Annotated in this window: 26 protein-coding genes; 22 read left to right on the forward strand and 4 right to left on the reverse strand. The window is 31.5% G+C overall.

The genetic code is table 11. The annotated features are described in order from the left end of the window. Positions 1-319 precede the first annotated feature (319 nt). The 5 genes from KTC92_RS02255 (at position 320) to KTC92_RS02275 (ending at position 3,659) form a co-directional block, all read left to right on the forward strand. On the forward strand, positions 320-811 hold the full coding sequence (locus KTC92_RS02255; RefSeq protein ID WP_258280664.1) for a GNAT family N-acetyltransferase: 492 nt from the start codon (positions 320-322) through the stop codon (positions 809-811). 214 nt (positions 812-1,025) lie between these two features. Further along, a complete protein-coding gene (locus tag KTC92_RS02260) occupies positions 1,026-1,268 on the forward strand; it encodes a hypothetical protein (protein ID WP_375294749.1) in 243 nt (80 codons plus the stop codon). Between the two features lie 152 nt (positions 1,269-1,420). After that, complete coding sequence (locus KTC92_RS02265) at positions 1,421-1,954, forward strand: phosphoglycerate mutase family protein (RefSeq protein ID WP_220285855.1); 534 nt, start codon at positions 1,421-1,423, stop codon at positions 1,952-1,954. A gap of 135 nt (positions 1,955-2,089) precedes the next feature. Continuing rightward, on the forward strand, positions 2,090-2,623 hold the full coding sequence (locus KTC92_RS02270) for a MaoC family dehydratase (RefSeq protein WP_220285854.1): 534 nt from the start codon (positions 2,090-2,092) through the stop codon (positions 2,621-2,623). A gap of 703 nt (positions 2,624-3,326) precedes the next feature. Further along, positions 3,327-3,659: an integrase core domain-containing protein gene (locus KTC92_RS02275; protein WP_220285853.1), complete on the forward strand. Its 333-nt coding sequence runs from the start codon at positions 3,327-3,329 to the stop codon at positions 3,657-3,659. A gap of 144 nt (positions 3,660-3,803) precedes the next feature. Here the strand turns inward: KTC92_RS02275 and KTC92_RS02280 are convergent, their stop codons facing one another. Further along, positions 3,804-4,457, reverse strand: a complete 654-nt coding sequence (locus KTC92_RS02280; protein WP_220285852.1) for a FusB/FusC family EF-G-binding protein — start codon at positions 4,455-4,457, stop codon at positions 3,804-3,806. Positions 4,458-5,184: 727 nt separating this feature from the next. Between KTC92_RS02280 and KTC92_RS02285 the strand changes: the two genes are divergently transcribed. Next, positions 5,185-5,481, forward strand: coding sequence for a CD3324 family protein (locus tag KTC92_RS02285; protein WP_220285851.1), 297 nt, complete (start codon positions 5,185-5,187; stop codon positions 5,479-5,481). Between the two features lie 363 nt (positions 5,482-5,844). Here KTC92_RS02285 and KTC92_RS02290 read toward each other — a convergent pair whose 3' ends face one another. The 3 genes from KTC92_RS02290 to KTC92_RS02300 all read right to left on the reverse strand — a co-directional run bounded on the left by KTC92_RS02290 (position 5,845) and on the right by KTC92_RS02300 (position 8,333). Next, positions 5,845-6,135, reverse strand: a complete 291-nt coding sequence (locus KTC92_RS02290) for an integrase core domain-containing protein (protein WP_220285850.1) — start codon at positions 6,133-6,135, stop codon at positions 5,845-5,847. 450 nt (positions 6,136-6,585) lie between these two features. Beyond that, complete coding sequence (locus KTC92_RS02295; protein ID WP_216303711.1) at positions 6,586-7,521, reverse strand: RNA ligase family protein; 936 nt, start codon at positions 7,519-7,521, stop codon at positions 6,586-6,588. After that, the gene (locus tag KTC92_RS02300) at positions 7,521-8,333 is read right to left on the reverse strand and encodes a Ku protein (protein WP_216303710.1); all 813 of its coding nucleotides are present in this window, start codon (positions 8,331-8,333) and stop codon (positions 7,521-7,523) included. Before KTC92_RS02300 ends, KTC92_RS02295 begins: the two co-directional genes overlap by 1 nt. A gap of 432 nt (positions 8,334-8,765) precedes the next feature. Between KTC92_RS02300 and KTC92_RS02305 the strand changes: the two genes are divergently transcribed. From KTC92_RS02305 to KTC92_RS02385, 16 genes are all read left to right on the forward strand, one after another. Continuing rightward, the gene (locus KTC92_RS02305) at positions 8,766-9,626 is read left to right on the forward strand and encodes a DMT family transporter (RefSeq protein WP_165413377.1); all 861 of its coding nucleotides are present in this window, start codon (positions 8,766-8,768) and stop codon (positions 9,624-9,626) included. Between the two features lie 27 nt (positions 9,627-9,653). After that, positions 9,654-11,408: an Eco57I restriction-modification methylase domain-containing protein gene (locus KTC92_RS02310; RefSeq protein WP_220285849.1), complete on the forward strand. Its 1,755-nt coding sequence runs from the start codon at positions 9,654-9,656 to the stop codon at positions 11,406-11,408. A 75-nt stretch (positions 11,409-11,483) separates the two neighbouring features. Then, on the forward strand, positions 11,484-11,726 hold the full coding sequence (locus KTC92_RS02315) for an acyl carrier protein (RefSeq protein ID WP_220285848.1): 243 nt from the start codon (positions 11,484-11,486) through the stop codon (positions 11,724-11,726). Further along, the gene (locus KTC92_RS02320) at positions 11,723-11,845 is read left to right on the forward strand and encodes a hypothetical protein (protein ID WP_258280665.1); all 123 of its coding nucleotides are present in this window, start codon (positions 11,723-11,725) and stop codon (positions 11,843-11,845) included. Before KTC92_RS02315 ends, KTC92_RS02320 begins: the two co-directional genes overlap by 4 nt. A gap of 35 nt (positions 11,846-11,880) precedes the next feature. Next, positions 11,881-13,200 (forward strand): AMP-binding protein, encoded by a 1,320-nt coding sequence (locus tag KTC92_RS02325; protein ID WP_253198231.1) that lies wholly within the window; start codon positions 11,881-11,883, stop codon positions 13,198-13,200. A 25-nt stretch (positions 13,201-13,225) separates the two neighbouring features. Further along, positions 13,226-14,338 (forward strand): acyl-protein synthetase, encoded by a 1,113-nt coding sequence (locus KTC92_RS02330; RefSeq protein ID WP_216303706.1) that lies wholly within the window; start codon positions 13,226-13,228, stop codon positions 14,336-14,338. Beyond that, on the forward strand, positions 14,335-15,639 hold the full coding sequence (locus KTC92_RS02335) for an acyl-CoA reductase (RefSeq protein WP_220285847.1): 1,305 nt from the start codon (positions 14,335-14,337) through the stop codon (positions 15,637-15,639). The genes KTC92_RS02330 and KTC92_RS02335 overlap by 4 nt, the downstream gene beginning before the upstream one ends. Positions 15,640-15,667: 28 nt before the next feature. Next, on the forward strand, positions 15,668-16,078 hold the full coding sequence (locus KTC92_RS02340; RefSeq protein ID WP_220285846.1) for a MaoC family dehydratase: 411 nt from the start codon (positions 15,668-15,670) through the stop codon (positions 16,076-16,078). Between the two features lie 157 nt (positions 16,079-16,235). Then, positions 16,236-18,041, forward strand: a complete 1,806-nt coding sequence (locus tag KTC92_RS02350) for a sigma 54-interacting transcriptional regulator (RefSeq protein ID WP_216303704.1) — start codon at positions 16,236-16,238, stop codon at positions 18,039-18,041. Positions 18,042-18,371: 330 nt separating this feature from the next. After that, positions 18,372-19,826, forward strand: coding sequence for a 4-hydroxyphenylacetate 3-hydroxylase family protein (locus KTC92_RS02355; RefSeq protein ID WP_216303703.1), 1,455 nt, complete (start codon positions 18,372-18,374; stop codon positions 19,824-19,826). Between the two features lie 93 nt (positions 19,827-19,919). Further along, positions 19,920-20,207 carry a NifU family protein gene (locus tag KTC92_RS02360; RefSeq protein WP_220285845.1) on the forward strand — a complete coding sequence of 96 codons (288 nt, stop codon included), beginning with the start codon at positions 19,920-19,922 and terminating at the stop codon, positions 20,205-20,207. Further along, positions 20,207-20,479, forward strand: a complete 273-nt coding sequence (locus KTC92_RS02365; RefSeq protein WP_216303701.1) for a hypothetical protein — start codon at positions 20,207-20,209, stop codon at positions 20,477-20,479. The genes KTC92_RS02360 and KTC92_RS02365 overlap by 1 nt, the downstream gene beginning before the upstream one ends. Positions 20,480-20,497: 18 nt before the next feature. Further along, the gene (locus tag KTC92_RS02370) at positions 20,498-21,805 is read left to right on the forward strand and encodes an acetyl-CoA hydrolase/transferase family protein (protein WP_220285844.1); all 1,308 of its coding nucleotides are present in this window, start codon (positions 20,498-20,500) and stop codon (positions 21,803-21,805) included. A 23-nt stretch (positions 21,806-21,828) separates the two neighbouring features. After that, positions 21,829-22,746 carry a DMT family transporter gene (locus tag KTC92_RS02375; RefSeq protein WP_165413388.1) on the forward strand — a complete coding sequence of 306 codons (918 nt, stop codon included), beginning with the start codon at positions 21,829-21,831 and terminating at the stop codon, positions 22,744-22,746. An 80-nt stretch (positions 22,747-22,826) separates the two neighbouring features. Continuing rightward, entirely contained in the window at positions 22,827-24,305 is a 1,479-nt protein-coding gene (locus KTC92_RS02380; protein ID WP_220286015.1) for an acetyl-CoA hydrolase/transferase family protein, read from the forward strand. A 100-nt stretch (positions 24,306-24,405) separates the two neighbouring features. Then, a complete protein-coding gene (locus KTC92_RS02385; RefSeq protein WP_216303699.1) occupies positions 24,406-25,776 on the forward strand; it encodes an aldehyde dehydrogenase family protein in 1,371 nt (456 codons plus the stop codon). Positions 25,777-25,806 lie beyond the last annotated feature (30 nt).

Genomic DNA, 25,806 nt, shown 5'->3' on the forward strand with positions numbered 1-25,806 from the left:
AAAATAGAGGTATGATAATTAGAAAAAGATAGTAAAAACTTTGTTATAAGGTTTTGCTATCTTTTTTGTTAGGCTAGTAATTTAGATGGAGCGGTTTTAGTTTAAATCGTAGATAGAAGTAAAAGAAATATTAAAGGTAAAATAAAGAGATTATGATAAAATTTGTAGTATAATTAAGGTATATGTTAATTGATGAGGGTAGGGAATATTGGAGTCGGCTGAAAAGTCATGTTTTACAGACATTTCTCTTCGTAAAAGACCGGCGATATGTCGAACTCGTAGTTTAATACAAAGTAAAGATTATTAATAAAATGTGAGTATGGAAGTGATAAAAATGATAAGGCAGATAGAAAGAGATGAGATTAAAGTATGTGTACAAGTAATCAGAAAAAGTTTTGGAACGGTAGCACAAGAATTTAATCTTACAAAAGAGAATTGTCCAGGGAATGCAAGTTTTATGAAAGTTGAAAAATTATATAAGCAGTATGATGAAGGTCGACCAATGTTTGCGTGTCTTGATAATGGTATCATTGTAGGTTATTTTTCGCTTGGCAAGAATGATGGTGGGAGTTTTGAACTGAATAATCTTGCTGTATTGGTAGAATATCGCCATAAAGGTTATGGCAGAGAAATGATTATTTTTGCAATGGATAAAGTCAGAGAAATGGGAAGTAATAAAATGACTATTGGAGTAATTGAAGAAAGTACGAAATTAAGGAATTGGTACAGTGGGTTAGGATTTATACATACAGGTACAAGAAAGTATAAACATTTACCTTTCACAGTGAGCTTTATGAAAATTGGACTTTAGACTTCTATAGTAAGAAATACTTCAAATTACGCTTCAGGAAATATGAGAGGAAAAGCTTTGAATTTCTTGGATTTGAATTTCGATGGGGAGTTTCTCTTAAAGGAAAAGATACAATAAAAAGAATAACTAGTAGGAGCAAACTAAGAAAATCAATAAAGGCGTTTATTTATGGTGTAAACAAAATCGTTATAAGAGAATTAAAAAGATAGTGGCAATGTTAAATTCTAAATACAGAGGATATTTCAACTATTACGGAGTAATAGGAAATAGTAAGGGACTTAGTGAGTTCTATGGACCATCCCTAAAAATATTGTATAAATGGATGAATCGTAGAAGTCAAAGAAAGAGTTTCAACTGGGAAGGGTTTAATAAAAAGATGAATTGGTATCGACTAATTAAACCTAGAGTATTGGGAAGAGCAGAAACACAAATGAGAATCGAAACCTGTTTTGATTGATTTGATTACGGAAGCAAATATATTTGAAGAGCCCGGTGCGGTAGTTCCGCACGCCGGGATCTGTACGGGGCGTACTGGGTGACTAGTACGTTTACCGTGACATTCTACGATAAATGAACAAGTGTATAAAATTGCGTATTATTGGAGGAGAAATGAATATAGGATTGGTTAGACATTTTAAAGTTAATTGTTATACAAAGATGTTTATGACATCAAATGATTTTAAGCAATGGGTAAAACAGTATGATAATAGTAATGTTATAGAAAATAAATTTAAAATAGGAAACATAAAATGGGACAAATGTTTTTCAAGTGATTTATCAAGAGCCATTAAAACTTCACAATCTATTTTCAAAGGTGAAATAATAAAAACTCAATTATTAAGAGAAGTGCCTATGGCCCCGATATTTAATACCAATATAAAAATACCTTATATATTTTGGTGTATAAGTGGAAGATTTGCCTGGCTTTTTCAGTGCAAATCTCAAATAGAAAATAAAAAAGATACTCAAAAACGAGTGAATGAGTTTTTGGATAGTATTAAGGATGAATCAAATAACAATATATTAATTGTTTGTCATGGTTTCTTTATGAACACATTACAAAAGGAACTTAAAAGTAGGGGTGCTAATGGACAAAATATAAAAAGACCTAAAAATGGTAAATTATATTTATATAAAAAATAATTAATTCGAATTTTTTTAAATTACGCCAAGAAATAAATACAAAAAGTATGTGGTAATAATTATATTATTAAATATATACTTTAGGTTGTAATTTTGTGTGGAGTTAATAATTATGAAGATATAAGGAGAATAAAAATGATAGATTTATTTAGAGCATTTTCTACAACAGAAGATTTTTTTTATGACGGTGCATTTATTGCTAAAGCAAAATATCAACGTTTTAAGCTAAAATTAAATGAAGAAACTTATAGAAATGAAGTTGTAAAAAGTAATAAAAGGCTTTGTATAGCCAACTGTAGTGGATATATTGAAAATGAAATTGCAGAGACATTAACAGTATATTTAATGATGAATGTAACTGTTAAAGAATCTGTTCAAACAGAAACTATTCAAGACGGGGAGACTTTATGGCGTAATTTCTCAAAAGAAGAAATCGCAGATTTTAGTCATCTAACAGGAGATACTAATTCTATTCATCTTTCTGAAAATCCTGTTGTGCAAGGCTTGTTTATTTTGAAAGAACTTTGTAACAAAACTCAAACAAATAAAATAGAAGTAAAATATATTTATCCTGTTTATGGTGATAATCCAATTTATTTAAAACATGAAGGAAATCTTACCAAGGGTTTTAGTAATGGTATATTATGCTTTCAAGCAACCCTATTTTAAAATGTTTTTAATTCGTAGTTTTCATAAAGTTCGGTGCGACAAGAAGTCGCTAAATAGTAGTGTTTCGTGAGAAACTGCGTTAGTTACTAAACGTATCCCCGCTCGAAACTGCACTCTGAGTAATCGGTTTGTAGGTTTAATGAGAAGAAGAAAAAGATAAAGTCAGAAAAATTGAAAAAGAACTTAGATTCAAAGAAAAAGCTTTAGCCGAAACAGCGGCACTTTTAGTACTAAGAAAAAACGTCCATGCGATTTTGGGGGACCAAGAGGAACACTAATCAGTGCCTCAGATCGCATTAAAGCTTTAAAACTGATTAATGAAGCGGTGCAAGCTGGTGCTCGGGTGAGCCCATGCTGCAACGAAGTTGGAATATCGACTAGGACCTATGAATGATGGTCGCTAACGCCAGAATCCACGGAAGATAAACGTCCCATAGTACATAGGAATCCCCCTAAAAACAAGGTTAGTGATGAAGAAAGAGCTGAGATTCTACAAGTTATAAATAGCCACGAGTATGCTGATTTAGTACCTGCACAAATAGTTCAAAAGCTTGCTGATCAGGGAATTTACATTGCTTCAGATGGTTATGAAGTTTGGGAAACAGAGAATGCAGAGTATGCCCAACTCCTTGTTAAACGCGCCATTCTTTCTCAGAAAATATCAGGTAAGCCTCTTATACTTCACTCTGATAATGGAAGTCCTATGAAAGCTGCAACTTTCCTTGCTGCATTAGAGAAACTAGGGGTTCAGGGTTCCTTTTCAAGGCCTAGAGGATGCAATGACAACCCTTACTCGGAATCATTATTCAAAACAATGAAATATGTACCTTCATTCCCTAATGCTGGTTTTGTAAGCATTGCTGACGCAAGAGAATGGGTGACTAGGTTTGTTTACTGGTACAACCATGTTCATATGCATAGTGGCATCAAATATTTGACCCCATACCAGCGCCACCACTATAGTTTAGATAAAAATATCATAGAGAATAGAAAAAAAGTGTATGAAATGGCAAAGAGGAATCATCCTGAAAGGTAGAGTAGGAAAATCAGAAATTGGGATTTGCCAAAATATGTGGTATTAAATCCAATAAAGGAAGAAGAGCTTGTTTGAATAGAGAAGGTATCTTCATAAAAAGGTTAAAAATAAAAATTACGACAACTATGTTGACGAACTCCGCTATCACTTTATATTGTTAACATCCTTTAAAATTTTCTCAAGCTTTTCGATTGCTACAATTCGTTCGTTACACTTCTTGCTATCTAAACATAGATCAAAGCCTATTGACCTATATGCACCTTCCCTAGTTGTTTTGCAGATAGGTGAAACAAAGTTTACTTCATTTTCGCCAGCCGAGTGATTGCAAAGCACACATCTATGAGCGTTATTGGAACCATTACTTGAAATGCTACATGCCATACCTATAAGTTTACCATCCATATTATAAGTTACAAATAATTTTCTGATGGAGTTATCAATCCAACCTAAATATACATTCTTTGAATCCTGTGCATTTAAGTTAGGTAATTTGAATTTCTTTTCCTTTTTAAATAATCTACTAATTTGTGCATTTGTAATGTTTGGCATTCCATATACATATTCATTCAATTCAGCTAAATATTTATCGATGTGTAAGGGGGTGGTTATTTTACTAATATCAAGTAGTTCTTTTTCTTCCTCGGATAAATTCGTGAAAATATTTAATATTTGAAGGTGTTTATATGCTTTAGTAACTTCAATAATATTAATATCTAGACAAACTCTGAAAGCATTATTTAAATCATATAAGCGCTTTCTTATATAATTATACTCATGTTTTTTAATAAAAGCTTTCATAAAATCTAGCACCTCTTTTCTAAAAAATTTATTTTTATTATGGAAGTAAATATAACATTACTTCCAGGTTCATTTTACCATAAGTCCGCTAACAAAAAGATGACTATTATTACTCCAAATGAAAGTAACAATAATCATCCTGATTTAAAATGTACTTCATATTCACAATGATTTTCTTTTGAACCTTGTCTTAAATTAGAAATGATAACTTCTATTGGATTGGCACAATGAAATCATAACATAGTTTAAAAGAAACATTCAATCTAATAAATAATTCTGTAATGATTATGAGCATAGAAGTTTTACTCCCCAGATTTTATGGTTTTAATTGAAAACTTTAAGAAAAGATAGTATACTATAAATATTATTTCTTAATATAATTAGAAGTTAGTATTTATGGAAGGTGTGAACAGTATGATTTACAAAAATGAATTAGGATTAAAATCAACTCCTTGCGAAGGCCATAAGAACTAAATCGGCTATGCTTTGCTTGGAGATTATTTGTTAAAATAGTTGATGTTGAATTATATGGTCTTGCTAAGCTCTTTTTGATTTATATTAGAGGGCTTTAGTTGTGCGCAATTATTCAGCATTAGGTGATTTAACAGATAATTTCATACATTCATTCCTTCCTTTGTATAAGAATGGAAACTGTTGCAAACGTAGTTTTGTAACAGTTTTTTTGGTCTTTGCTTCAACAAAAATAATTTTTTGGAGGAGTAAAGATATGAAATATAGTAATGCATACAAGGTTTTACCGATTGATATAGTAAAAGTTATTCAAGAATATGTGGATGGGGAATATTTATATATACCTAGAAAAGGAGAAGAACAAAAGAAATGGGGAGAACAAAGCGGCTCAAGAGATACTTTGAAAAAAAGAAATGCGGAAATTTATTTAAAATATATAAAAGGTTCTGAAATTTTAGATTTAGCTCAGGAATACTATCTTTCGGATAAAAGTATAAGAAGAATTATTACTCAGCAAAAGAAGATTACACTCGAAATTAATGCAGAATTATAAACGAGATCGAAATCGCCCTTTGATCATCAAATAATAATGATATGATAAAAATAAGTGTGTGTTCAGAAGTGAGAAATTTTATTTTAATGTTTAAACATCACTAGATGAATTTAATAGCTAAAGTATAAAGGGCTACTTCAAAATAGGTTTTTAATTATTCTGAAGCAGTTCTTTTTTAGACTATTAAAAGTCTAAGTTATAATCGCTACGGTGAACTTCTCTTTTGTATACCTATTTACCAAATTAAAGAATATACTTTTATAAATTAGAAAAAGCTGATTTAATAATAGTATACTCATTAATAAAAGGGACAAGGGGACAGTGGATATATGTCAATATCTTAGACATAAAAAGTTGAACTTTTTATGAAGCCTTTTTAGCCAAATCTTCACACTGTTGAGGCGTAATATACCCAATACTACTATGTATCCTTTTTATATTGTACCAAGCTTTTATATGTTCAAATGTTCCTAATCTTGCAGCGTCATAATCAAAATATTTAACATGGTAAACCTCTTCTTTTTTCAATGAGGCATGAAATGATTCAATGCAAGCATTATCATATGGGCAACCATTGGCACTAATTGAGAGTTTAATAATTTTAGTGCTATTTATATATGCTTTAAAAGCGCAGCTTGTAAATTGGCATTCCAAATCGCTATGAAGTATTAGCGTCTTGGTTGGCTTTTGTAGCGGTATAGCATTTTAACAGTCTGTAGAGCTAATGTAGTATCAATGAATTTAGACATAGCATGACTTATTATTTTCCCGCTATAAAGATCCATGACCGATGCTAAGTAGCACCAACTGACTTCTGAAAGTAGCAGTCTAGATGCAAAATGAGGAAAATAGCCAGGAAGCCTTGAAAGAGTGGTCTACAGATAGTATGCAAATGGAGTTGAAATGATTTGAAATTTAAATGTAAAATGTAGCCTAACAGTTCTGTTAGGCTACATTTTCTATTTATCAGCATACTTATCGGAAGTGATTCAAAATAATAGTTGTTGATGTTGAATAGTACTTGAAATCTTTTCTAATGAGTATTGAGACTAGGTTTATTATTAGTAATAGAAACTAGTTTAAACAAAAATAATTTTATAATAATTATTCTACGATACAATCTTCAGGCTCTTTATCGTTCCTCAAACATTTGAATACGGGTTGACGCAAGGAACCGTTTGCTGTTTTCATCATATATTTTACGGTGCATACAAGCCTAGGTTGTATCCACACTGCATTATCGTTTCCAGAAGGCAAATCAGTAAAAGGGTGTGTGATTATTCCGGGCATGGATTTTATTAATTGAAAGTCTCCGGTCGATATTCCCAGGGTGACATGGCCTTTGTATACCAACCCTTTGCTTGAATATTGACCAAGTACAATGCTGATTACACCGTTTTGCTTAAAAATGAAACCACACACTATAAAATCATCATCCAGAAGATTTTTAATTTTAATCCAATCCTTAGTGCGTTTGTCTAGATAATATTTACTATCCTTACTCTTAGCTACTATGCCCTCCAATTCATTTTGTTTAGCAATCTTATAAAATTCAACCCCTCGCTTCTCAATATATCTAGAAATAGCAATGCGCTCATTTTCATTAATAGCTTTTTCAAGTAGCTTTTTCCGCTCCATCAATGGCAAATCTGTAACCTGTTGATCATCATAGTAGAGAATATCAAAGGCTGTGAAACTGGCTGGTAATTTAGATGATGCAAGTTGTATTTTGAAGGTATTTGACATCAGAGATCGCCTTTGAATTTCATAAAAGTCTGGTTTGCCATCTTTAATAACGATTAACTCACCATCTAAAATGCAACGGTGATTTATCTGCTTGTGTATATTCGACAATTCTGGTACCTTTACAAGCATCTTTATATTTCGTTTGTTACGTAGTTCTGTCATGTCCTTATCTAAATAAGCGATACATCGTTCACCATCAAGTTTTAACTCATAAATATAATTAGGGCTGTCAAATGCCTCTTGTATTTCACCGATTAACATAGGCTTAATGTTTTTATTATCAAACAAATCCATTATGCACCTTTTGGAGTTCTTTTACGTTTTTCTTTATTTGTTGGAGTTTCTTTTACTTTATTTTGCTCGATGCTTGCTTTTAATGCGTCCATAAGATTAATAATATTACTTGGTGTCTCGGGTTTGGAAGCAACGATCTCTTGACCAGATATTTTAGTTTCCAGTAACTCGCGTAACTTTACCTGGTACTCATCCTTATATTCTGCCGGATTAAAAGGAGTGGCCATTGAATTAATTAATGCCTTTGCCATAGTAATCTCAGCATCTATTATTTCGGGTTTATTATAAGATTTGGGAAGGTCTTTAATCTCATCTTCATAGTACATTTTCGAGATTAGTATTCCATCCTCACGTGGGATTATAGCGAGTAAGGTCTCTCTTGTACCCATTACAGTTTTGCCAATTGCAATTTTTTGCTCGCTCATAAGCGCTACACGCAAAAGTTCAAAAGCTTTATCACCGCCAGCCTCAGGAATGGCTTGATATGTTTTGTCGTAAAAAATAGGGGAGATTTGATTAAGTTGTGCAAAGTGCATTATCTGTATTGATTTTTCTTTTTCGGTTTTGATTTTTTCTAAATCATCATCGGTTATGACTACATAATGATCTTTGTCATATTCATATCCTTTGGTAATATCTTTAGTTGTAATTTCCTTGCCGCAATGACTACATGATTTTTTGTATTTTATTCTTGAATTGTCATCTTTATGAAGTTGATTAAAATGTATGTCGTTATCTTGTGTTGCGGTATACATGGATATTGGTATAGCAACAAGGCCAAATGAAATAACTGTTTTATGGGCTATAGCCATTTTTAACACCTCACTTTTTTAATAGTATAACCATAACTTAACTTATTTACTATTTGTTTTCCCACCAAATAATCTATTTAAAATATATATTACAAAATAAGTATGCAAATTTGTTTACTATATCAAAGGAAGATTTAAAACTGGGTTCTTAAAATAGCTATGAATAGCTGTAAAGATTATTGGAAAAGTGCCTATATTAAAAATAATATACTTCAAGATTTTAAAAATGGCTTAGGGTAGTTGACATTAATTTTAAATGAGCAATCTGTTAGCTAACTCGCTCGTTTATAGATATATCGATTATTTGTAAAAAATTTATTTAAATGATGAAAAATTAACATAAAGATGGTACAATTTTAGTAGCTATTAAATTGTTATTTACTTAAGACCACAGCTTCGCGAAGACGATTTAATATACCAAGGGGGATTAACATGGAAAAAACAAAAGGAATTTTATATATTGTTTTATCTGCAATTGCTTTTGGGTTTATGCCAATACTCGCAAAATTGTCATATAGGGGAGGGGCAAATACATATACCACATTAGCGCTTAGGTTTTTTTTTGCGTCAATTATGCTATTATATTATTTGAAATATAAAGGTATATCTTTAAAATTAACTAAAAAACAATTATTTTTAGTATTAACCACAGGTATGTTTGGATATTCACTTACATCTTGTAGTTTATTTATGTCCTACAATTATATAAGTATTGGATTGGCGAGTATGATTTTATATACACACCCTGCTATTATTACTTTATTGTCATATATGTTTTATAAAGAAAAGATAAAAGCTAGAAAAATCATTTCTTTAATTATTTCCTTAATAGGTATTTATGTTTTAATTGATAAGGGAAGTGTTAGCTTTAATTTAAAAGGAATAATATTGGCAGCTATGGCTTCGCTGCTATATTCAATATATGTGCTAGGAGTATCTCTTAAAGAAATTAAAGCTATCAACAGTTATGTTTTAACTTTTTATATCTCGTGTTCAGCTGCTGTTATTATGTTTATAGCAGCAATCACTACTGGTAATTTTAACATGCATATTTCCTTTTATGCACTTGTGGCAATTTTATTATTAGCATTCATATCTACAGTGGTGGCTTTAATGGCATTCTTAGAAGGGGTTAGAATAGTAGGGCCTTCTAATGCTTCAATTCTTAGTACTATTGAGCCTATAGTTGGGTTAATACTAGGAATACTAATTTTAAGAGAACCTATATCAGTTAGAATTGTAATTGGAAGTATATTGATTATTATGTCAGTCGTGATATTAACAAAAGAATAATTTAATTATATAGAATGGAGATAATAAATGCTTGACTTGTTAAAACAGAAAATATGTGAATTACATAATGTTATTTTAAGCCCAATAGATGATATGTTCAAAATAACTGCTTTAAAAAATTATAAAAGGGAAATAGAAGGAACACAGCAAAAAAGTTTTGGTGAAGTTTATTATGAGTTTATTAAAAATAATAAAGAAAAAGGCACAGTATACACTCCAGAACCTATAACTTCTTATATGATAGAAAACACCATAAAAGCAGAACAGATAATAAAGAATCCGTACATAAAAATTGTGGATCCATCTTGTGGAACTGGCAATATATTAATTTGCTGTTTTAAATTTCTTAGAAATTTATATAAGGATAATTTAAACCTAATAAATGAGAAAAATGGGTTGAATTTAAATGTTCAATGCATTGATGAACATATAATAACACATAATTTGTATGGCTTTGATATTGATGATATAGCTGTGAAAATCCTGATTATAGATTTATATGATTTAAGTCAGGGGAGCATAGCCAGTAATGTTGTTAACAAGGATTTTTTATTATATGAAAGTGAACATAAATATGACGTGTTCATAGGAAATCCACCCTATGTGGGTAAAAAATCTATAGATAATGAATACGCAGCTTATTTAAAAATTCGATATAAAGAAGTGTATAGAGATAAAGGAGATCTATCCTATTGTTTTTTCAAAAAAGCATTAGAAGACTTAAACGAGAAGGGAAAGCTGACTTTTATTACTTCGAGGTACTTTTTAGAATCACCTAGTGGAGAGGATTTAAGGAAGGTTTTAAAAAAACTATGCACGATAGACAAAATTATAGATTTTTACGGGAGAAGACCATTTAAAAACGTAGGGATAGATCCTGTAATAATGTGTATAACGAATTGTCAAAATGATGATAGTAAAATTGAAATTATAAAACCTTCTAATGTAAAAAACAAACATAAAAAAGAATTTTATAACAGTGTATTTTTAAAAAGTGGGAATGAATTTAATAGTTTTCTTCTTAATAAAAGTCAATTAAATGACAAGGGTTGGATTCTAATAGATAAAAAGGATAGAAATATAATAAATAAAATAGAGCAAAGAAGTTTTACTCACTTAAGTAATATTTGTAATAGTTATCAGGGAGTAATAACTGGGTGTGACAAAGCGTTTGTAGTAACCAATGATATTGCTCTAAGGAGAAATATTGAAAAAAATATAATAAAACCTTGGATTAAGAGTAGTTACATAGAAAAAAATGAAGTTTCAAGACAAGATAGTTACATAATATATTCAGATTTAATCCATAACACGCATGATTATAATAATGCTATAGCCTATATTGAATTGCAGAAGGAAAAGCTACTAAAAAGAAGAGAATGCCAAAGGGGTATTAGAAAATGGTATGAACTTCAATGGGGTAGAGATCAAAACATATTTGAAGGCGAAAAAATAGTTTTTCCATTTAAGGCAAGCAGTAATAGATTTGCTCTTGACAAGGGAAGTTATTTTAGTGCGGATGTATATGCATTGATATTAAAAGAAAATGTTCCGTTTACCTATGATTTTTTATTATATCTATTAAATAGTAAAATCTATGAATTCTATTTTAAGACCTTTGCAAAAAAACTAGGTGAAGATGCTTATGAGTATTACCCAAATAATTTAATGAAATTATGCATCCCAATTATTATAGATTTTAAGGGTAAAGATGAAAATTATTTATATGATTATTTTCACTTTAGTGAAGAAGAAAAAAAGATTATACTTGGGGAAGTATAATCTTTTTTTGATGGAAAAGTTGGCATATATCTTGCTGTATATAAAATAAATTATTAATATTTAGGAGGAATTATTGTGAGCAATTTGGAAAAACTAAACAAGGTGTTATGTGATTTATTTGATTTCAAAAAAGTAGAGGACATAAATGATGATTTTGGACCAGATGAAATAGAATCTTGGGATTCTTTAGGCCATGTAGAACTTATAACAAGTTTAGAGGAAGTTTTTGATATAGCTTTAGATGTAGTGGATATCTCCAGAATGTATACCATAGGTGATATTAAGAAGATAGTTGAAAAATATGGTGTTCAGATATGACATTTACAGATTATGTTTTTGAGTTTTCATCAAAACTGGATAAAACTTCTGTAATTTTTAAAGATAAAATAAGTTATGAGGAAATTTTTAAAAATGTAAAAAAAAAGCTTCTTTTATAAAAAGCAAGAAATTTTTTAAAAAGGATGCTGTACTTCTGGTTTCAGAAAATTCTGATTTTTTCATTGAAAATTATTTTGGAATAATTAAAAGTGGAGCTATTTGTGTTCCTATTAACCCAGCTTTAAGTAGCAATGAGATAAAGTATATTGTAGACTCTCTAGATATTAAGCTGATTTTCACTCAAAATAAATTTATTGAAAAAATAAAGCAATTGGTTCGTGAAGACGTTGAAATTTATACAGATATCATTGAATGTAATTTTACTTATGCACATGAAAACAATTATAGTGAGGATATAGATATACAAGAAGATGTGGCTGTAATACTTTTTACTTCCGGTTCCACAGGAAATCCTAAAGGGGTAATGCTTACTCATTATAATCTGATGTATAATACAAATTCTATAATAGAATACCTGAAACTTACAGAGCGAGATAGAGTGGAAACAGTACTTCCTTTTTATTATTGCTATGGGACTTCAATTTTGCATACACACTTTAGGGTAGGGGGAAGCCTTGTAATTAACAATAAATTTATGTTTCCGCAAACAGTTGTTGAGGATATAAATAAGTATAGTTGCACAGGTTTTTCAGGGGTCCCTAGCACTTATCAAATACTGCTTAGAATGACTGATATAAAGAATACTAAACTTCCAACCTTAAGGTACATAACTCAAGCTGGGGGAAAGCTCTCAGAGAATTTTATTAAACAGCTTATAGGTATTCTAAAAGGAGTAGAAATTTTTATAATGTATGGTCAGACTGAGGCTACGGCAAGGTTATCATATTTACCGTCATATTTAATTAATGAAAAGATGAATTCCATAGGACGTGGAATTAAAGGAACGGAGCTTTTGGTTTTAAATAGTGAAGGAAAGCGAGTGAAATCTGGAGAAACGGGTGAGGTTGTTGCCAAGGGTGGAAACATAATGAAGGGATATTTTAATGATAAGGAAGAAACGGATAAAGTTCTAAAGAAAGGATACTTATACACGGGGGATATAGCAAAAGTTGATGATGACGGGTATATATATATAGTTTCAAGAGAAAAAAATATTATTAAAAGTGGTGGGATTAGAATAAGCCCTAAGGAAATAGAAGCCATAATATTACAAATTACAGAGGTAGTGGAATGTGCAGTTATTGGAGTGGAAGATGATATTTTAGGAGAATCAATAAAAGCCTTTGTAGTATTAACAGAAGATAACCACTATATGGATTTTAAATATATATTAGACTTTTGTAAAAATCAGTTACCATCATATAAAACTCCAAGGTATATAGAATTTTTAAAAGAACTTCCCAAAAATTCTTCTGGCAAAATTTTAATAAAAAAGCTCAAGGAGCTTAAGTAAAAGAAATAGTAAGAGGGTGAAGTAAGTGGAGGATTTAGAATTAATAGATGAACTAGTGCTTGGAGCGCAGTTTAATATAGAGCTGAAAAAAAAGGAAAAGTTGCTTTTAAATATTATGTTACCTCAATTAGAACACAATAAGGAAAATTTAAGTATAAAAGCTATGTATAATAAATTAAATGTAGACATTAATAAAATTAAAACGTTAGAACAGGTACCATATATCCCTGTAAATATGTTTAAATCTTTCCATCTCAGAATATGTAAGGAGGAGCAAGTAGTTAGGGTGTTACAATCTAGTGCTACCACCACAGGAGTTCCTAGTAAAATATATTTGGATAAAAAGACTTCAATAAGACAAACGCAAGCTTTAATAAGTACGTTAACAAGTTTTTTAGGAAGAATGCGAAGACCGATGCTTATTATAGATAACGCAGACAGTAATAAAAGAGGGAATGGAATGACTGCACGTGGTGCTGCTATTAGAGGGGTAAGCACTTTTGCGAGCAAGATGTTTTATATTATGGATAAAGAAGAAGGGGAACTTAAATTAAATATAGATAGGCTTCGCGACTTTGAAAGAAAATATAAAGATGAGGAAGTTTTAGTTTATGGATTTACTTATATAGTGTGGTCGAAATTTTTAAAAGTATTAAAGCAGGAAGGAATAAAATTAGACATGCCAAAGTTAAAGCTGTTACATAGCGGAGGTTGGAAAAAACTTATTTCTGAAAAGGTGGAAAAGGAAGTGTTTTCAGAGACTGCTGCGCAGATATTTAACACAAGTAAAGATAATATTATAGACTTTTATGGAATGGTGGAACAGTTAGGAGTAGTTTTTATTGATTGCCAGTGTGGGCATAAGCATGTACCAAATTTTGCAGAGGTTATTATAAGGGATATACAGACTTTAGAAGAAGTGAATTTTGGTGAAGAAGGGCTTATAGAGGTTATGAGTGTTTTGGGCTCTAGCTATCCATCGCAGGCTATTCTTACTGAGGATATTGGGAAATTTATAGGCGTGGATGATTGCCCTTGTGGTAGACGAGGCAAGTATTTTAGATTTAAGTCACGAGTAGACAAGGCTGAAATTAGAGGCTGTGGAGATACATTTGCAGAAAGGGAGGTAGGTAAATGATAAATTGTTACGAGCTAAATGGAGAGTTTTATGAAAAGGGACTAAAATTTGAGGACTTTCATGAATTAGAAACTTGCTTAAATAAGAATTTCAATAAACTTCATGAATTCCCAGTGCAAGTTATAATACTTATTATAAATGAATATAGCAAGAGAATTGCAATAAACAGAGAAATATTAAGAATGGAAGGGGTTCCGTTCTTATGTTTTTATTTAAAGAAAATAAATATGGAAAAACAGTTAAAACTTAACTTATCAAATATTGAATATCTAAATAATTTTGTGCAGGTAGAGAATGAAAAATACATCAAAGCACAGCCAAAGGGTTTAGTGTGTCATTGGATGGCTGGGAATGTACCTACCCTAGGTATCTATTCAGTGATTCAGAGTATAATATGCAAAAATAGTAATATCCTAAGAGTATCTAAAGAAAGTGTCAGTACAGTATATGAACTATTAAAACTTTTGGACAATATTGAGGTTGAGTATGGCGGGGAAGCTTATTCTTCTAAGATTATATTGAAAAATATTGCCCTTGTTTATTTTAATAGTGGCGATAAGTATCTTAATTCTCAAATGTCTTTAAAAGCCGATGCACGAATAGTTTGGGGTAATAAAACAGCAGTAGATGCTATTTCTCTTTTACCTAAAAAAACTACTTGTAAGGATTTAATTTTTGGGCCTAAGTATTCTTTTGCAGTTTTTGATAGATCAGCTATTGAAAGTGATGACTTTGAAGAATACTTAGAAAATCTGGTTACAGATATAATTGCATTTAATCAAAAATCATGTTCTTCACCTCAGGTATTGTTTTTAGAGAAAAGTAAACTAACTGTAGAAGAAATAGCGAAAATATTAAGTCGGAAATTTGAGAAGATTACTAAAAGATATACTAATTTAGATTTAGAGGAGGCTATAGCTGCTAAAATAATTAATAAAAGAGGTGAATATCTACTAAGTATCAATAAGCTTACTTATATGAGTAAGGGACTTCAATATACAATACTAATTGATAGTGAAGTAAAGCTTGAAGAAGCAATTACAGGACGAACTATATTTATAAAAGAGGTGGATGATATATTGGATGTATGCCCTTTAATTACTAAAAACATACAAACCATTGGGATAGCCTCAAAGAATAGTAATAAGACTTTAGAGTTTGCAGATAGAGTGACGACTTTTGGAGTAGATAGAGTTGTGAAAATTGGATACATGAATTTCTATGATTCTCCATGGGATGGAAGTTTAATAATAAGCGAATTAGTTAGGTGGTGCTCCCTTAATACAAAGGGAATGATTTAAATCCTATTTTGCAATGGGGGGGGAGAAAATGGCAGATTTTAAAAGTTTTTATGTAGGTCAAAGCGAGGAGTATATAAAGAGATTTACAGAGGCTGAAGTAGAATCTTATGCAAGAATTACTGGAGATTATAATTATGTGCATATGGATGAGGAAAAAGCTAAAAAATCATTTTTTAAGGGTAGAATCGTTCATGGACAATTAGTTGGAGGAATGATTTCAGCTTTGCTTGGAACAAAATTACCTGGAGGCGGTAATATATATTTAAGGCAGAGCTTCGAGTTTTTAAAACCAGTAAGAATTGGGGATACAATCAAAGCGAAGGCTATTATAACTAAAATAAATGAAAAAAAGAAAATACTATTACTTGACACATTTTGTCTAAATGAACAAGACGAAATAGTTATAAAGGGAAAAGCTGAGGTTTTAGTATTAAGATAATCTATAATTGAGAGAATGGCATAACATATATACGTTTTACTTAAAACAGTAGTTGAATAGTCACATTAAATTATGCTTTTTCTGATATAATAAAATTAAGCTATGTAATCTATAAATAATGAATAGCTTAATTTTTTATAGATTGAGAGGTGTTTTTATGAAAGTAAGGGATGTTATGATAAAATGTGATTTCATACTTAAAGAAAATAATACTTTTTATGAGGCGTCGCAGTTATTTAGTAATAATGAAGTTGAAGTTATACCTATATTAGATGAAAAAGAAATTTTGGTTGGTGTTATAACGAAAAATGACATAATTAAGAATTTTATTGAGGGTACAAGCCCTAATATATGTATTAAATATCTTTCACGTGGTAAAGAAAATATTATCAATGAGGATGATAAAATACAGGATTATGTTGATGCGAAGGAAAGTTATTTGGGAGTTGAAAATTCAGTTGGTAAATTTGTTGGCTGTTTTAGTGTGAATAATATGTTAAAGCGAGGTTTTGATAATCAATCAGAAAAAATAAGTGAGCTAAAGCAAAGATTAAATTGTACGGAAGAATGTGGCAATGCAATCCTTAATTGCACAGAATTAGATGCAATTATTGAATCGTCATTTGATGGTATTTACATAACCGATGGTAAAGCTAATACGTTAAAGATTAATAAATCTTATGAAACCATAACAGGTATACAAAGAAAAGGTATGATTAATAGGAATATGTATGAACTTGAAAAAGAGGGATACATATCTAAATCAGCTACTCTTATGGTATTAAAAAATAGAAAATCTAATACCATTGAGCAGGAATTTAGTACTGGTAAAAAAGTATTGGTTTCTAGTAATCCTATATTTGATGATAAGGGTAATATAAGCATGGTGGTTACAAATGTACGAGATATAACGGAATTATACGAATTAGAAGAACAGCTAACTAAAAATAGGAAGCTTACAGAAAAGTATTATTCAGAGATAGAAACTATGAGAATTCAATATTTAAATTTGTCAGATATGGTTGCTAAGGATAAAGCGATGATAGATTTATTGGAGGTTGCTAAAAGAGTAGCTAGTGTGGATACTACTGTTTTAATATTAGGAGAAACTGGAGTTGGAAAGGAAGAAATCGCTAAGTTTTTACATAAAAATAGTACGAGACAGAATAAAAATTTTATAAAAATTAATTGTGGAGCAATCCCTCAAAATCTTATAGAATCTGAGCTCTTTGGATATGTAAAAGGGGCGTTCACAGGGGCTAATAAGGAAGGCAAAATGGGACTTTTTGAAGTAGCAGATGGAGGTACAGTTTTTTTGGATGAAATTGGAGAACTTCCTTTGAATATACAAGTTAAGCTACTTAATGTACTTCAAGAGGGCGAAGTGGAAAGAGTGGGGTCGGTTAAATCAATTAAAATTGATGTAAGAGTATTAGCAGCTACTAATAGGAACTTAGAAGATATGACTAAAGAGAAATCATTTAGATCAGATTTATATTATCGTTTAAATGTGGTCCCTCTTACTATCCCACCACTAAGGGATAGGAAAGAGGATATTGTTCCTTTAGTCCAACATTTCTTATCTCAATTAAATAAAAAATATAACTTTGAGAAAACTTTCACGATTGAGGCGATGAATACACTTTATAATTACAGTTGGCCGGGTAATGTCCGTGAACTTAAAAATATTGTAGAAAGGGTTATAGTGATGAGTAGTAGTGATAAAATATTCCAAAGTGATTTGTCGATTAAAACCTCTTCGAATGTTATGGAGAGAAATATTGAATGCGGGGATGCATGTAATTTAAAAGAGGCAGTTGGAAAAGTTGAAGCTAAACTTATTAGCCAAGCGTTTGATAATGCTGGTAATGTCAGGGGTGCTGCAAAAATACTTGGAATTGATGCATCTACTTTTGTTAGAAAGCGTAAAAAATATTTTGGAAAAGAAGCGTTGCAAAAATGAAACGTGTTGCAAAAATGCAAAAACAAGTAATTACCTTCTAAATCTCATATAGTATGCACGAGTTTATAGAATTCTGTCGGTTGAGTTTCTAATATCTGTTGCCTTTATGCAACAGATATTAATAAAAAATAATATATTTGTGATTGTTTTCACAGATATATTATTTTTTTTATAAATATATCTGTTAAAACAATCACAATAATTCATTAAAATACATTAATATAATAGTATTTAAGAAAACATATCACATATTTGTAACTTTGGCACAGGTATTGCTACATATGTAAATGTAAAGTTACATAAAATACACATGTGAGGGGAATGGTTTTAATGGGATTAATGACTGGCGAACAATACGTAGAAAGTCTTAGAGAATTGAATTTAAAAGTTTATATGTTTGGAGAAAAAGTAGAAAATGTAGTAGATAACCCTATAATTAGGCCTTCAATGAATTCAGTTAAAATGACTTATGATTTGGCACAAATGCCTGAATATGAAGATTTATTGACATCTACTTCAATAATTACAGGTGAAAAAATTAACAGATTTGCTAATATACATCAAAGCACAGAGGATCTAGTTAAAAAAGTTAAAATGCAAAGATTATGTGGACAAAAAACCGCTTCATGCTTCCAAAGATGTGTTGGCATGGATGCATTTAACTCTGAATATAGTACTACTTATGAAATAGATAAAGCTTGTGGAACGGAGTATCATGAAAGATTTAAAAAGTTTTTAAAATATATTCACGAAAATGATTTAATAGTAGATGGAGCAATGACAGATCCAAAAGGAGATAGAGGTCTATCAATATCAAAACAAGAAGATCCAGATATGTATCTTAGGGTAGTTGAAAGAAGACCTGATGGTATTGTAGTCAGAGGGGCAAAGGCTCATCAAACTGGTATATGTAATTCTCACGAAGTTTTAGTTATGCCAACTATTGCTATGAGACCAGAGGATAAGGACTATGCAGTATCATTTTCAGTGCCAACAAACACAGAAGGCATTATTATGATTCTTGGACGTCAATCCTGCGATACAAGAAAAAGTGAAGAAGGCGCAGATATCGATGTTGGAAATTATAATTATGGTGGAGTAGAAGCTTTAACTATCTTTGATGATGTATTCGTACCAAATGAACGAATATTCTTAAATGGAGAAACAGAATTTGCAGGTATGCTTGTTGAAAGATTTGCAGGATACCATAGACAAAGTTATGGCGGATGTAAAGTTGGCGTAGGTGATGTGCTTATTGGCGCTACGGCACTTGCAGCAGATTATAATGGAACTAATAGAGTATCACATATTAAAGATAAATTAATAGAAATGACTCACCTAAATGAAACACTATACGCTTGTGGAATTGCATGTTCTGCAGAAGGTCATAAAACTGAATCAGGTAATTATATAATAGATTTGTTACTTGCTAATGTATGTAAGCAAAATGTTACAAGATTCCCATATGAAATAGTAAGACTTGCTGAAGATATCGCTGGAGGATTAATGGTAACTATGCCTGCAGATAAAGATTTTAAAGATCCAATAACCGGACCTTATCTTGAAAAATATTTAAAAGGTGTTGCATCTGTTTCAACTGAAAATAGAATGAGAATATTAAGATTAATAGAAAACTTAGCACTTGGAACCGCGGCAGTTGGTTACAGAACAGAATCAATGCATGGTGCAGGTTCACCACAGGCTCAAAGAATAATGATAGCAAGGCAAAGCAATTTAGCCCATAAAAAGGCCTTAGCAAAAGTGATAGCTAGAATAAAAGAATAAATTATTTATAAAATACATTTTTCATAATATGAAAACCTTAAATATATAAGGGGTAACCCACCCCGCATATATTTAAAAGAATGGAGTGACGTAATGTTTGCTGAAATTGAAAAAATCCTTGAGATGAATGTCAGACCAAAGCTAAAAGATCACTATGGAAATATTGAACTTGTTAGCTACGACGATGGAATAGTTGAGGTTAAGCTTTTGGGGCAATGTAAGGGATGTTTATCTGCAAAATTTACCATTGAAGATGTGGTTGAAGTTGCACTTAAAGAAGCAATTCCTAGCATTAAAAAGGTAATACTTAAAAATGAAGTAAGCGAAGAGTTATTAGAACAAGCTAGAAAATTTTTAAGTAAGGGTAATAGAGGGAATTAATGAAAATTGGTATTAAATATTGTGGAGGATGTAATCCAACTTATGATAGGCCAGGGGTAGTGTCAAAATTAAAGAAATATATTGGCAAAGCGCACAGTATTGAAACGGCAAAACACGGGATTATTTATGATGTGGTTGTTATTTTATGTGGATGTACCAGTGCTTGTGCGAGTCACCAAAATCTTGAAGCTAAATATGAAAAAGTATATATAACTTGTGAAAACGATAACAGAAAATTGCTTAATATTATAGACAAAATCAAAGTTTTGTAATTGGGGAGAGTGATAATTATGAACTTAGAAGAAATTTATAAATCAAAGGTTATTACGGCGGAGCAAGCAGCAGGGAAAATAAAGTCAGGAAATAGGGTAGTTACAGGACATGCTTGCGGAGAGCCAACAGATGTTATATCTGCAATGGTAGCTAATAGTAAGGCTTATGAAAATGTTGAAATCGTACATATGGTGGCAATGAGTAAAAGTGAATATGCAAAGCCAGGCATGGAAAAACACTTTAGACATAACTCATTATTTGTAGGGGGAACTACAAGGGAGTCAGTAAGCTCAGGAAGAGCAGATTTTACACCATGTTTTTTTTCTAAGGTACCTGATCTATTTAAAAATGGTTATCTACCAATAGATGTGGCAATTGTTCAAGTTTCAGCACCAGATGAGCACGGTTGTTGTAGTTTCGGTGTATCTATTGATTATACAAAGACTGCAACGGAATGTGCAAAAATGGTAATTGCAGAAGTAAATAATAAAATGCCAAGAACTATGGGAGACTCTTTTATACATATTTCTGATATTGATTATATTGTAGAAGTAAGTCATCAAATAATAGAGCTTAATCCTCCTAAAATTGGAGATGTTGAGAAAGCTATTGGAGAGTATTGTGCTTCTTTAGTTGAGGATGGTTCCACACTTCAACTTGGAATAGGAGCTATTCCAGATGCAGTACTTTTATTTTTAAAGGACAAAAAAGACTTAGGCATACATTCGGAAATGATTTCAGACGGAGTAGTTGAACTTGTTGAAACAGGAGTTGTAACAAATCAGGCTAAGACAATTCATCCAGGGAAAATAGTAGTAACTTTCCTTATGGGAACCAAAAGACTTTATGACTTTGTTGATAATAATCCAATGGTTGAAATGTATTCTGTAGATTATGTAAATGATCCGGTTATAATTTCGAAAAATAATAAAATGGTTTGTATAAATTCTGCTATTCAAGTAGATCTTATGGGACAGGTCAATGCAGAAACTATAGGTTTAACTCAGTTTAGTGGAACTGGTGGACAAGTTGATTTTATTAGAGGTGCAGCTATGGCAAAGGATGGAAAATCTATTATTGCCATGCCGTCTACAGCAAGCAAAGGAAAGATTTCCAGAATTAAACCAATGCTTGATGAAGGAGCAGCGGTTACAACTTTGAGAAACGAAGTGCAATACGTAGTTACTGAGTATGGTATTGCAGAGCTAAAAGGTAAAACATTAAGAGATAGAGCAAGGTCTCTCATAAATATTTCTCATCCAGACTTTAGACCTTCACTTATGCAAGAATGGGAAAAGAGATTTAAAGCCAAATTCCAAAATTAAATGCAAATTATAGGGGGAAACAAATGAGGAAAGGTTATGTGTATATTATTCTAACTGCTCTACTATACAGCACTCAGGAAATTGCAAATAAAATGCTAGTAAAAAATGGAATGGATTCATTTCAAATTACATTTCTAATATTCACAATCGGCGCAATACTATTAACTCCATTTGCAATAAAAGATATTAAAGCTAAGAAGTTAAAGCTTGGTATAAATGATGTTGGCTACTTTGCATTAAATGGTGCACTATGTATACCCATCTCAATGGCGCTGTTATCATTTGCAGGTAAATATACTCTAGCTTCAACTTCAGCGGTTATATTTAGTTCAAATGCGATATTTACAGTACCCTTTGCTTATTTAATTTTAAAAGAAAAGATTAATAAAGCAACATTAATATCTCTTTTGGTAGGTATTTTAGGTGTTATTATAATTTTCAATCCATCAAAAATGGTAGCAGGAATGAATGGTGAATCTTCTAATTTGTTAGGAATAACACTTGCATTAGGTGCAGCTATAGCCTGGTCGCTATTTACAGTAATTAGCAAAATTAGAATAAATCAATACGGTGGTTATGTATTTAACTGTATAGCATTCTATATTGGAGCATTCTTTGTATTAATAATACTTTTAGCTACAGGAAGACCTATATTCAAAGGAATTGATGGTAATGCAGGTTTAGTACTCGTGTACATGGGCCTATTTATAAAGGCACTTGGATATGTATTCTACCTTGGAGCAATAAGGTTAACATCAGCAGTTACAGCATCCTTAGTATTTTTAATAAAGCCTGCTTTAGCTACTATGCTTGCTGTAATGATACTTGGAGAGAAGCTTGAATTAAATATAGTTATAGGAATTGGATTTATTATTGTGAGCTCGTATATTGCATTTAAATCTAAGCGAGCTTCAGAGATTTCTCAAGTAGTTACTAACTAAATACTTAAGATAATCTTTTACATTTAATATAAACTGGAGGTGTAATTTTGGAAAATGCAAGAATAAGAAGTCAAGAAGTTATGAAAAAAGTAGTTTCTGCGCAGGAAGCAGCGGGTCTAATAAAAGATGGAATGGTAGTTGGAGTAAGTGGGTTTACTCCATCAGGTTATCCTAAGGATGTTCCTTTAGCTCTTGCGCAAAGAGTTAAAAGTACTGGCGAAAAAATGAAACTCACATTGTATACAGGTGCGTCTGTTGGTGCAGAAATAGATGGAGCTTGGGCTGAGGCGGGTATAATTTCAAAAAGAATGCCCTATCAAACTAACAGCAATTTAAGAAACTGCATTAATAAAGGGCTTACAGAGTATATTGATATGAATTTAAGCTGTATGCCTCAATTTGTAAATTATGGATTTTTACCTAAAGTTAATGTTGCAATTATAGAAGCTTTGGCAATTACGGAAGAAGGCAACATAATCCCTACAACAGCAGTGGGGAATGCAGCTACTTATGTGGAAAATGCAGATATGGTTATTATTGAAGTTAATGAAAATCAGCCATTGTCATTAGAAGGTATTGCAGATATTTATACGTTAGAAAATCCTCCCTTCAGGAAGCCAATTCCAATAACACATCCGGGAGATAGGATTGGAACAACTTATATACCTTGTAAACTTGAAAAAATTGCTGCAGTTGTGATGACAAATACATCTGATAAAACAAGAGCGTTAAAACCTATTGATGAAACTTCTAAAGCAATTTCAAAAAACTTAATAAATTTTCTTGAAAATGAAGTTAAAGAAGGAAGGCTCCCAGAAAATTTATTACCTTTGCAATCAGGAGTTGGGAATGTAGCGAATGCAGTGCTTGCAGGACTTTGTGAAACTAATTTGAAAAAGCTTACCTGCTATACAGAGGTAATACAGGATTCTATGCTTGATCTTATAAGATGTGGCAAAGCAGAAATGGTTTCAGCTACAGCATTAAGCCCTTCACCAACTGGAATGGAAGCTTTTAGACGTGACGTTGGCAGTTTAAAAGATAAAATTGTATTGAGGCCTCAGGAAATAAGTAATAATCCAGAAGTTATTCGAAGGCTTGGAGTTATTGCTATGAATACAGCTTTAGAGGTTGATATATATGGTAATGTTAATTCAACTCATGTTATGGGTACAAAGATGATGAATGGAATAGGTGGCTCTGGAGATTTTGCAGGAAATGCTTCTTTAACCATATTTACAACAGAATCTATAGCCAAGGGTGGAGATATATCTTCAATAGTTCCAATAGTTTCGCATGTAGATCATACAGAACACAATGTTATGGTAATTGTTACTGAACAAGGCACCGCAGATTTAAGAGGTAAGAGCCCAAAGGAAAGGGCAGTTGCGATTATTAATAATTGTGCTCATCCGGACTATAGGCCACAACTTTTGGAATACTTGGAGAAAGCAGAATGTTGTGCTGGAAAGCATACCCCTCATGTGTTATGCGATGCGCTATCCTGGCATGTAAGGTTTATGGAAACAGGTACAATGAAGATGAATAAAGAATTATAAAATGTATTTTCGTTAAATAATATGATAATCTAATAGTAAGTTAATATAAAAAAAAATATAAATATATAAAACAATATAAAACAAATAGGAGGAAGATAAAATGGATAACAAGGCATATATAAATGAAATGATGATTAAGGCAAAGACAGCTCAAGCAGGTATTGCAAATTATAATCAAGAACAGGTGGATGATTTAGTTAGAGTTATTGGTAAGGTTATATTTGATAATGCTGAAATACTTGCAAAAGAAGCGGTAACTGAAACAAGAATGGGAGTTTATGAAGATAAGGTAGCTAAGAACATGGGTAAGTCAAAGACTATATGGAACAGTTTAAAAGGTAAAAAATCTGTAGATATCATTGGAGCAGAAGAAGGAAAAGAAGGAATAGTACTAGTTGCTAAGCCAAAGGGAGTTATAGCTTCTATTACACCAACTACAAATCCAATAGTTACACCTATGTGTAATGCCATGTTTGCATTAAAAGGAAGAAATGCAATTATTGTTGCTCCACACCCAAGATCTAAGGATTGCTCAGCACATGCTGTTAAACTAATGAATGATGAATTAAGGAAACTAGGAGCACCAGAAAATTTAATTCAAATAATATCAGAACCATCTGTTGAATTAACTGGAGAATTAATGGCAGCTGCTGATACAGTTGTAGCTACTGGCGGAATGGGAATGGTAAGGGCTGCTTACGCAAGCGGAAAACCAGCATTCGGAGTAGGAGCAGGAAATGTTCAAGTTATTATTGATAGAGATTATGATTTTGATAAAGCCGCTAAAGATATTATAGCAGGAAGAAAGTTTGATAATGGTATCATCTGTTCTGGAGAACAATCAATTATTGCTCCAGTTGAAAAACATTCTGAAATAATGAAGGCATTTGTTGATAATGGTGCATACTACATTGAAGATGAAGCAACAATTGATAAGTTTAGAAAGGTTATGTTCCCAGGTGGAAGTATAAATGGCAAACTTGTTGGTCAATCAGTTCAATTTATTGCTGATATGGCAGGAGTTATGGTTCCTGAAGATACTAAAGTAGTTATACTAAAAACTAAAGGAATAGGATCACTAGATGTACTTAACAAGGAAAAAATGTTCCCATTTATGATCACAATGACTTACAATACTTTTGAAGAAGCAGTAGAACTAGCTAAAACTAACCTTTTATATGAAGGCGCAGGTCATACTACAGCGGTTCATTCAAATGATAATGATCATATTGAATATGCAGGAAAAGAATTACCTATAAGTAGATTAGTTGTTAATCAAACATCATCAACAGGAGCGGGTGGAAGTTTCAATAATGGATTCAATCCATCTACAACTCTTGGCTGTGGATCTTGGGGAAATAATTCAATATCTGAAAACTTTACGTATTACCACTTAATAAATATATCAAGAATAGGATATTTCAATAAGGATGCTAAGGTTCCAACTATAGAGGAAATTTGGTCAAAATAATATAGAGTTATTAGGTTTCAATTTATGTTG

The sequence above is a fragment of the Clostridium sp. CM027 genome (assembly GCF_024730565.1).
GTDB lineage: Bacteria > Bacillota > Clostridia > Clostridiales > Clostridiaceae > Clostridium_AD > Clostridium_AD estertheticum_B.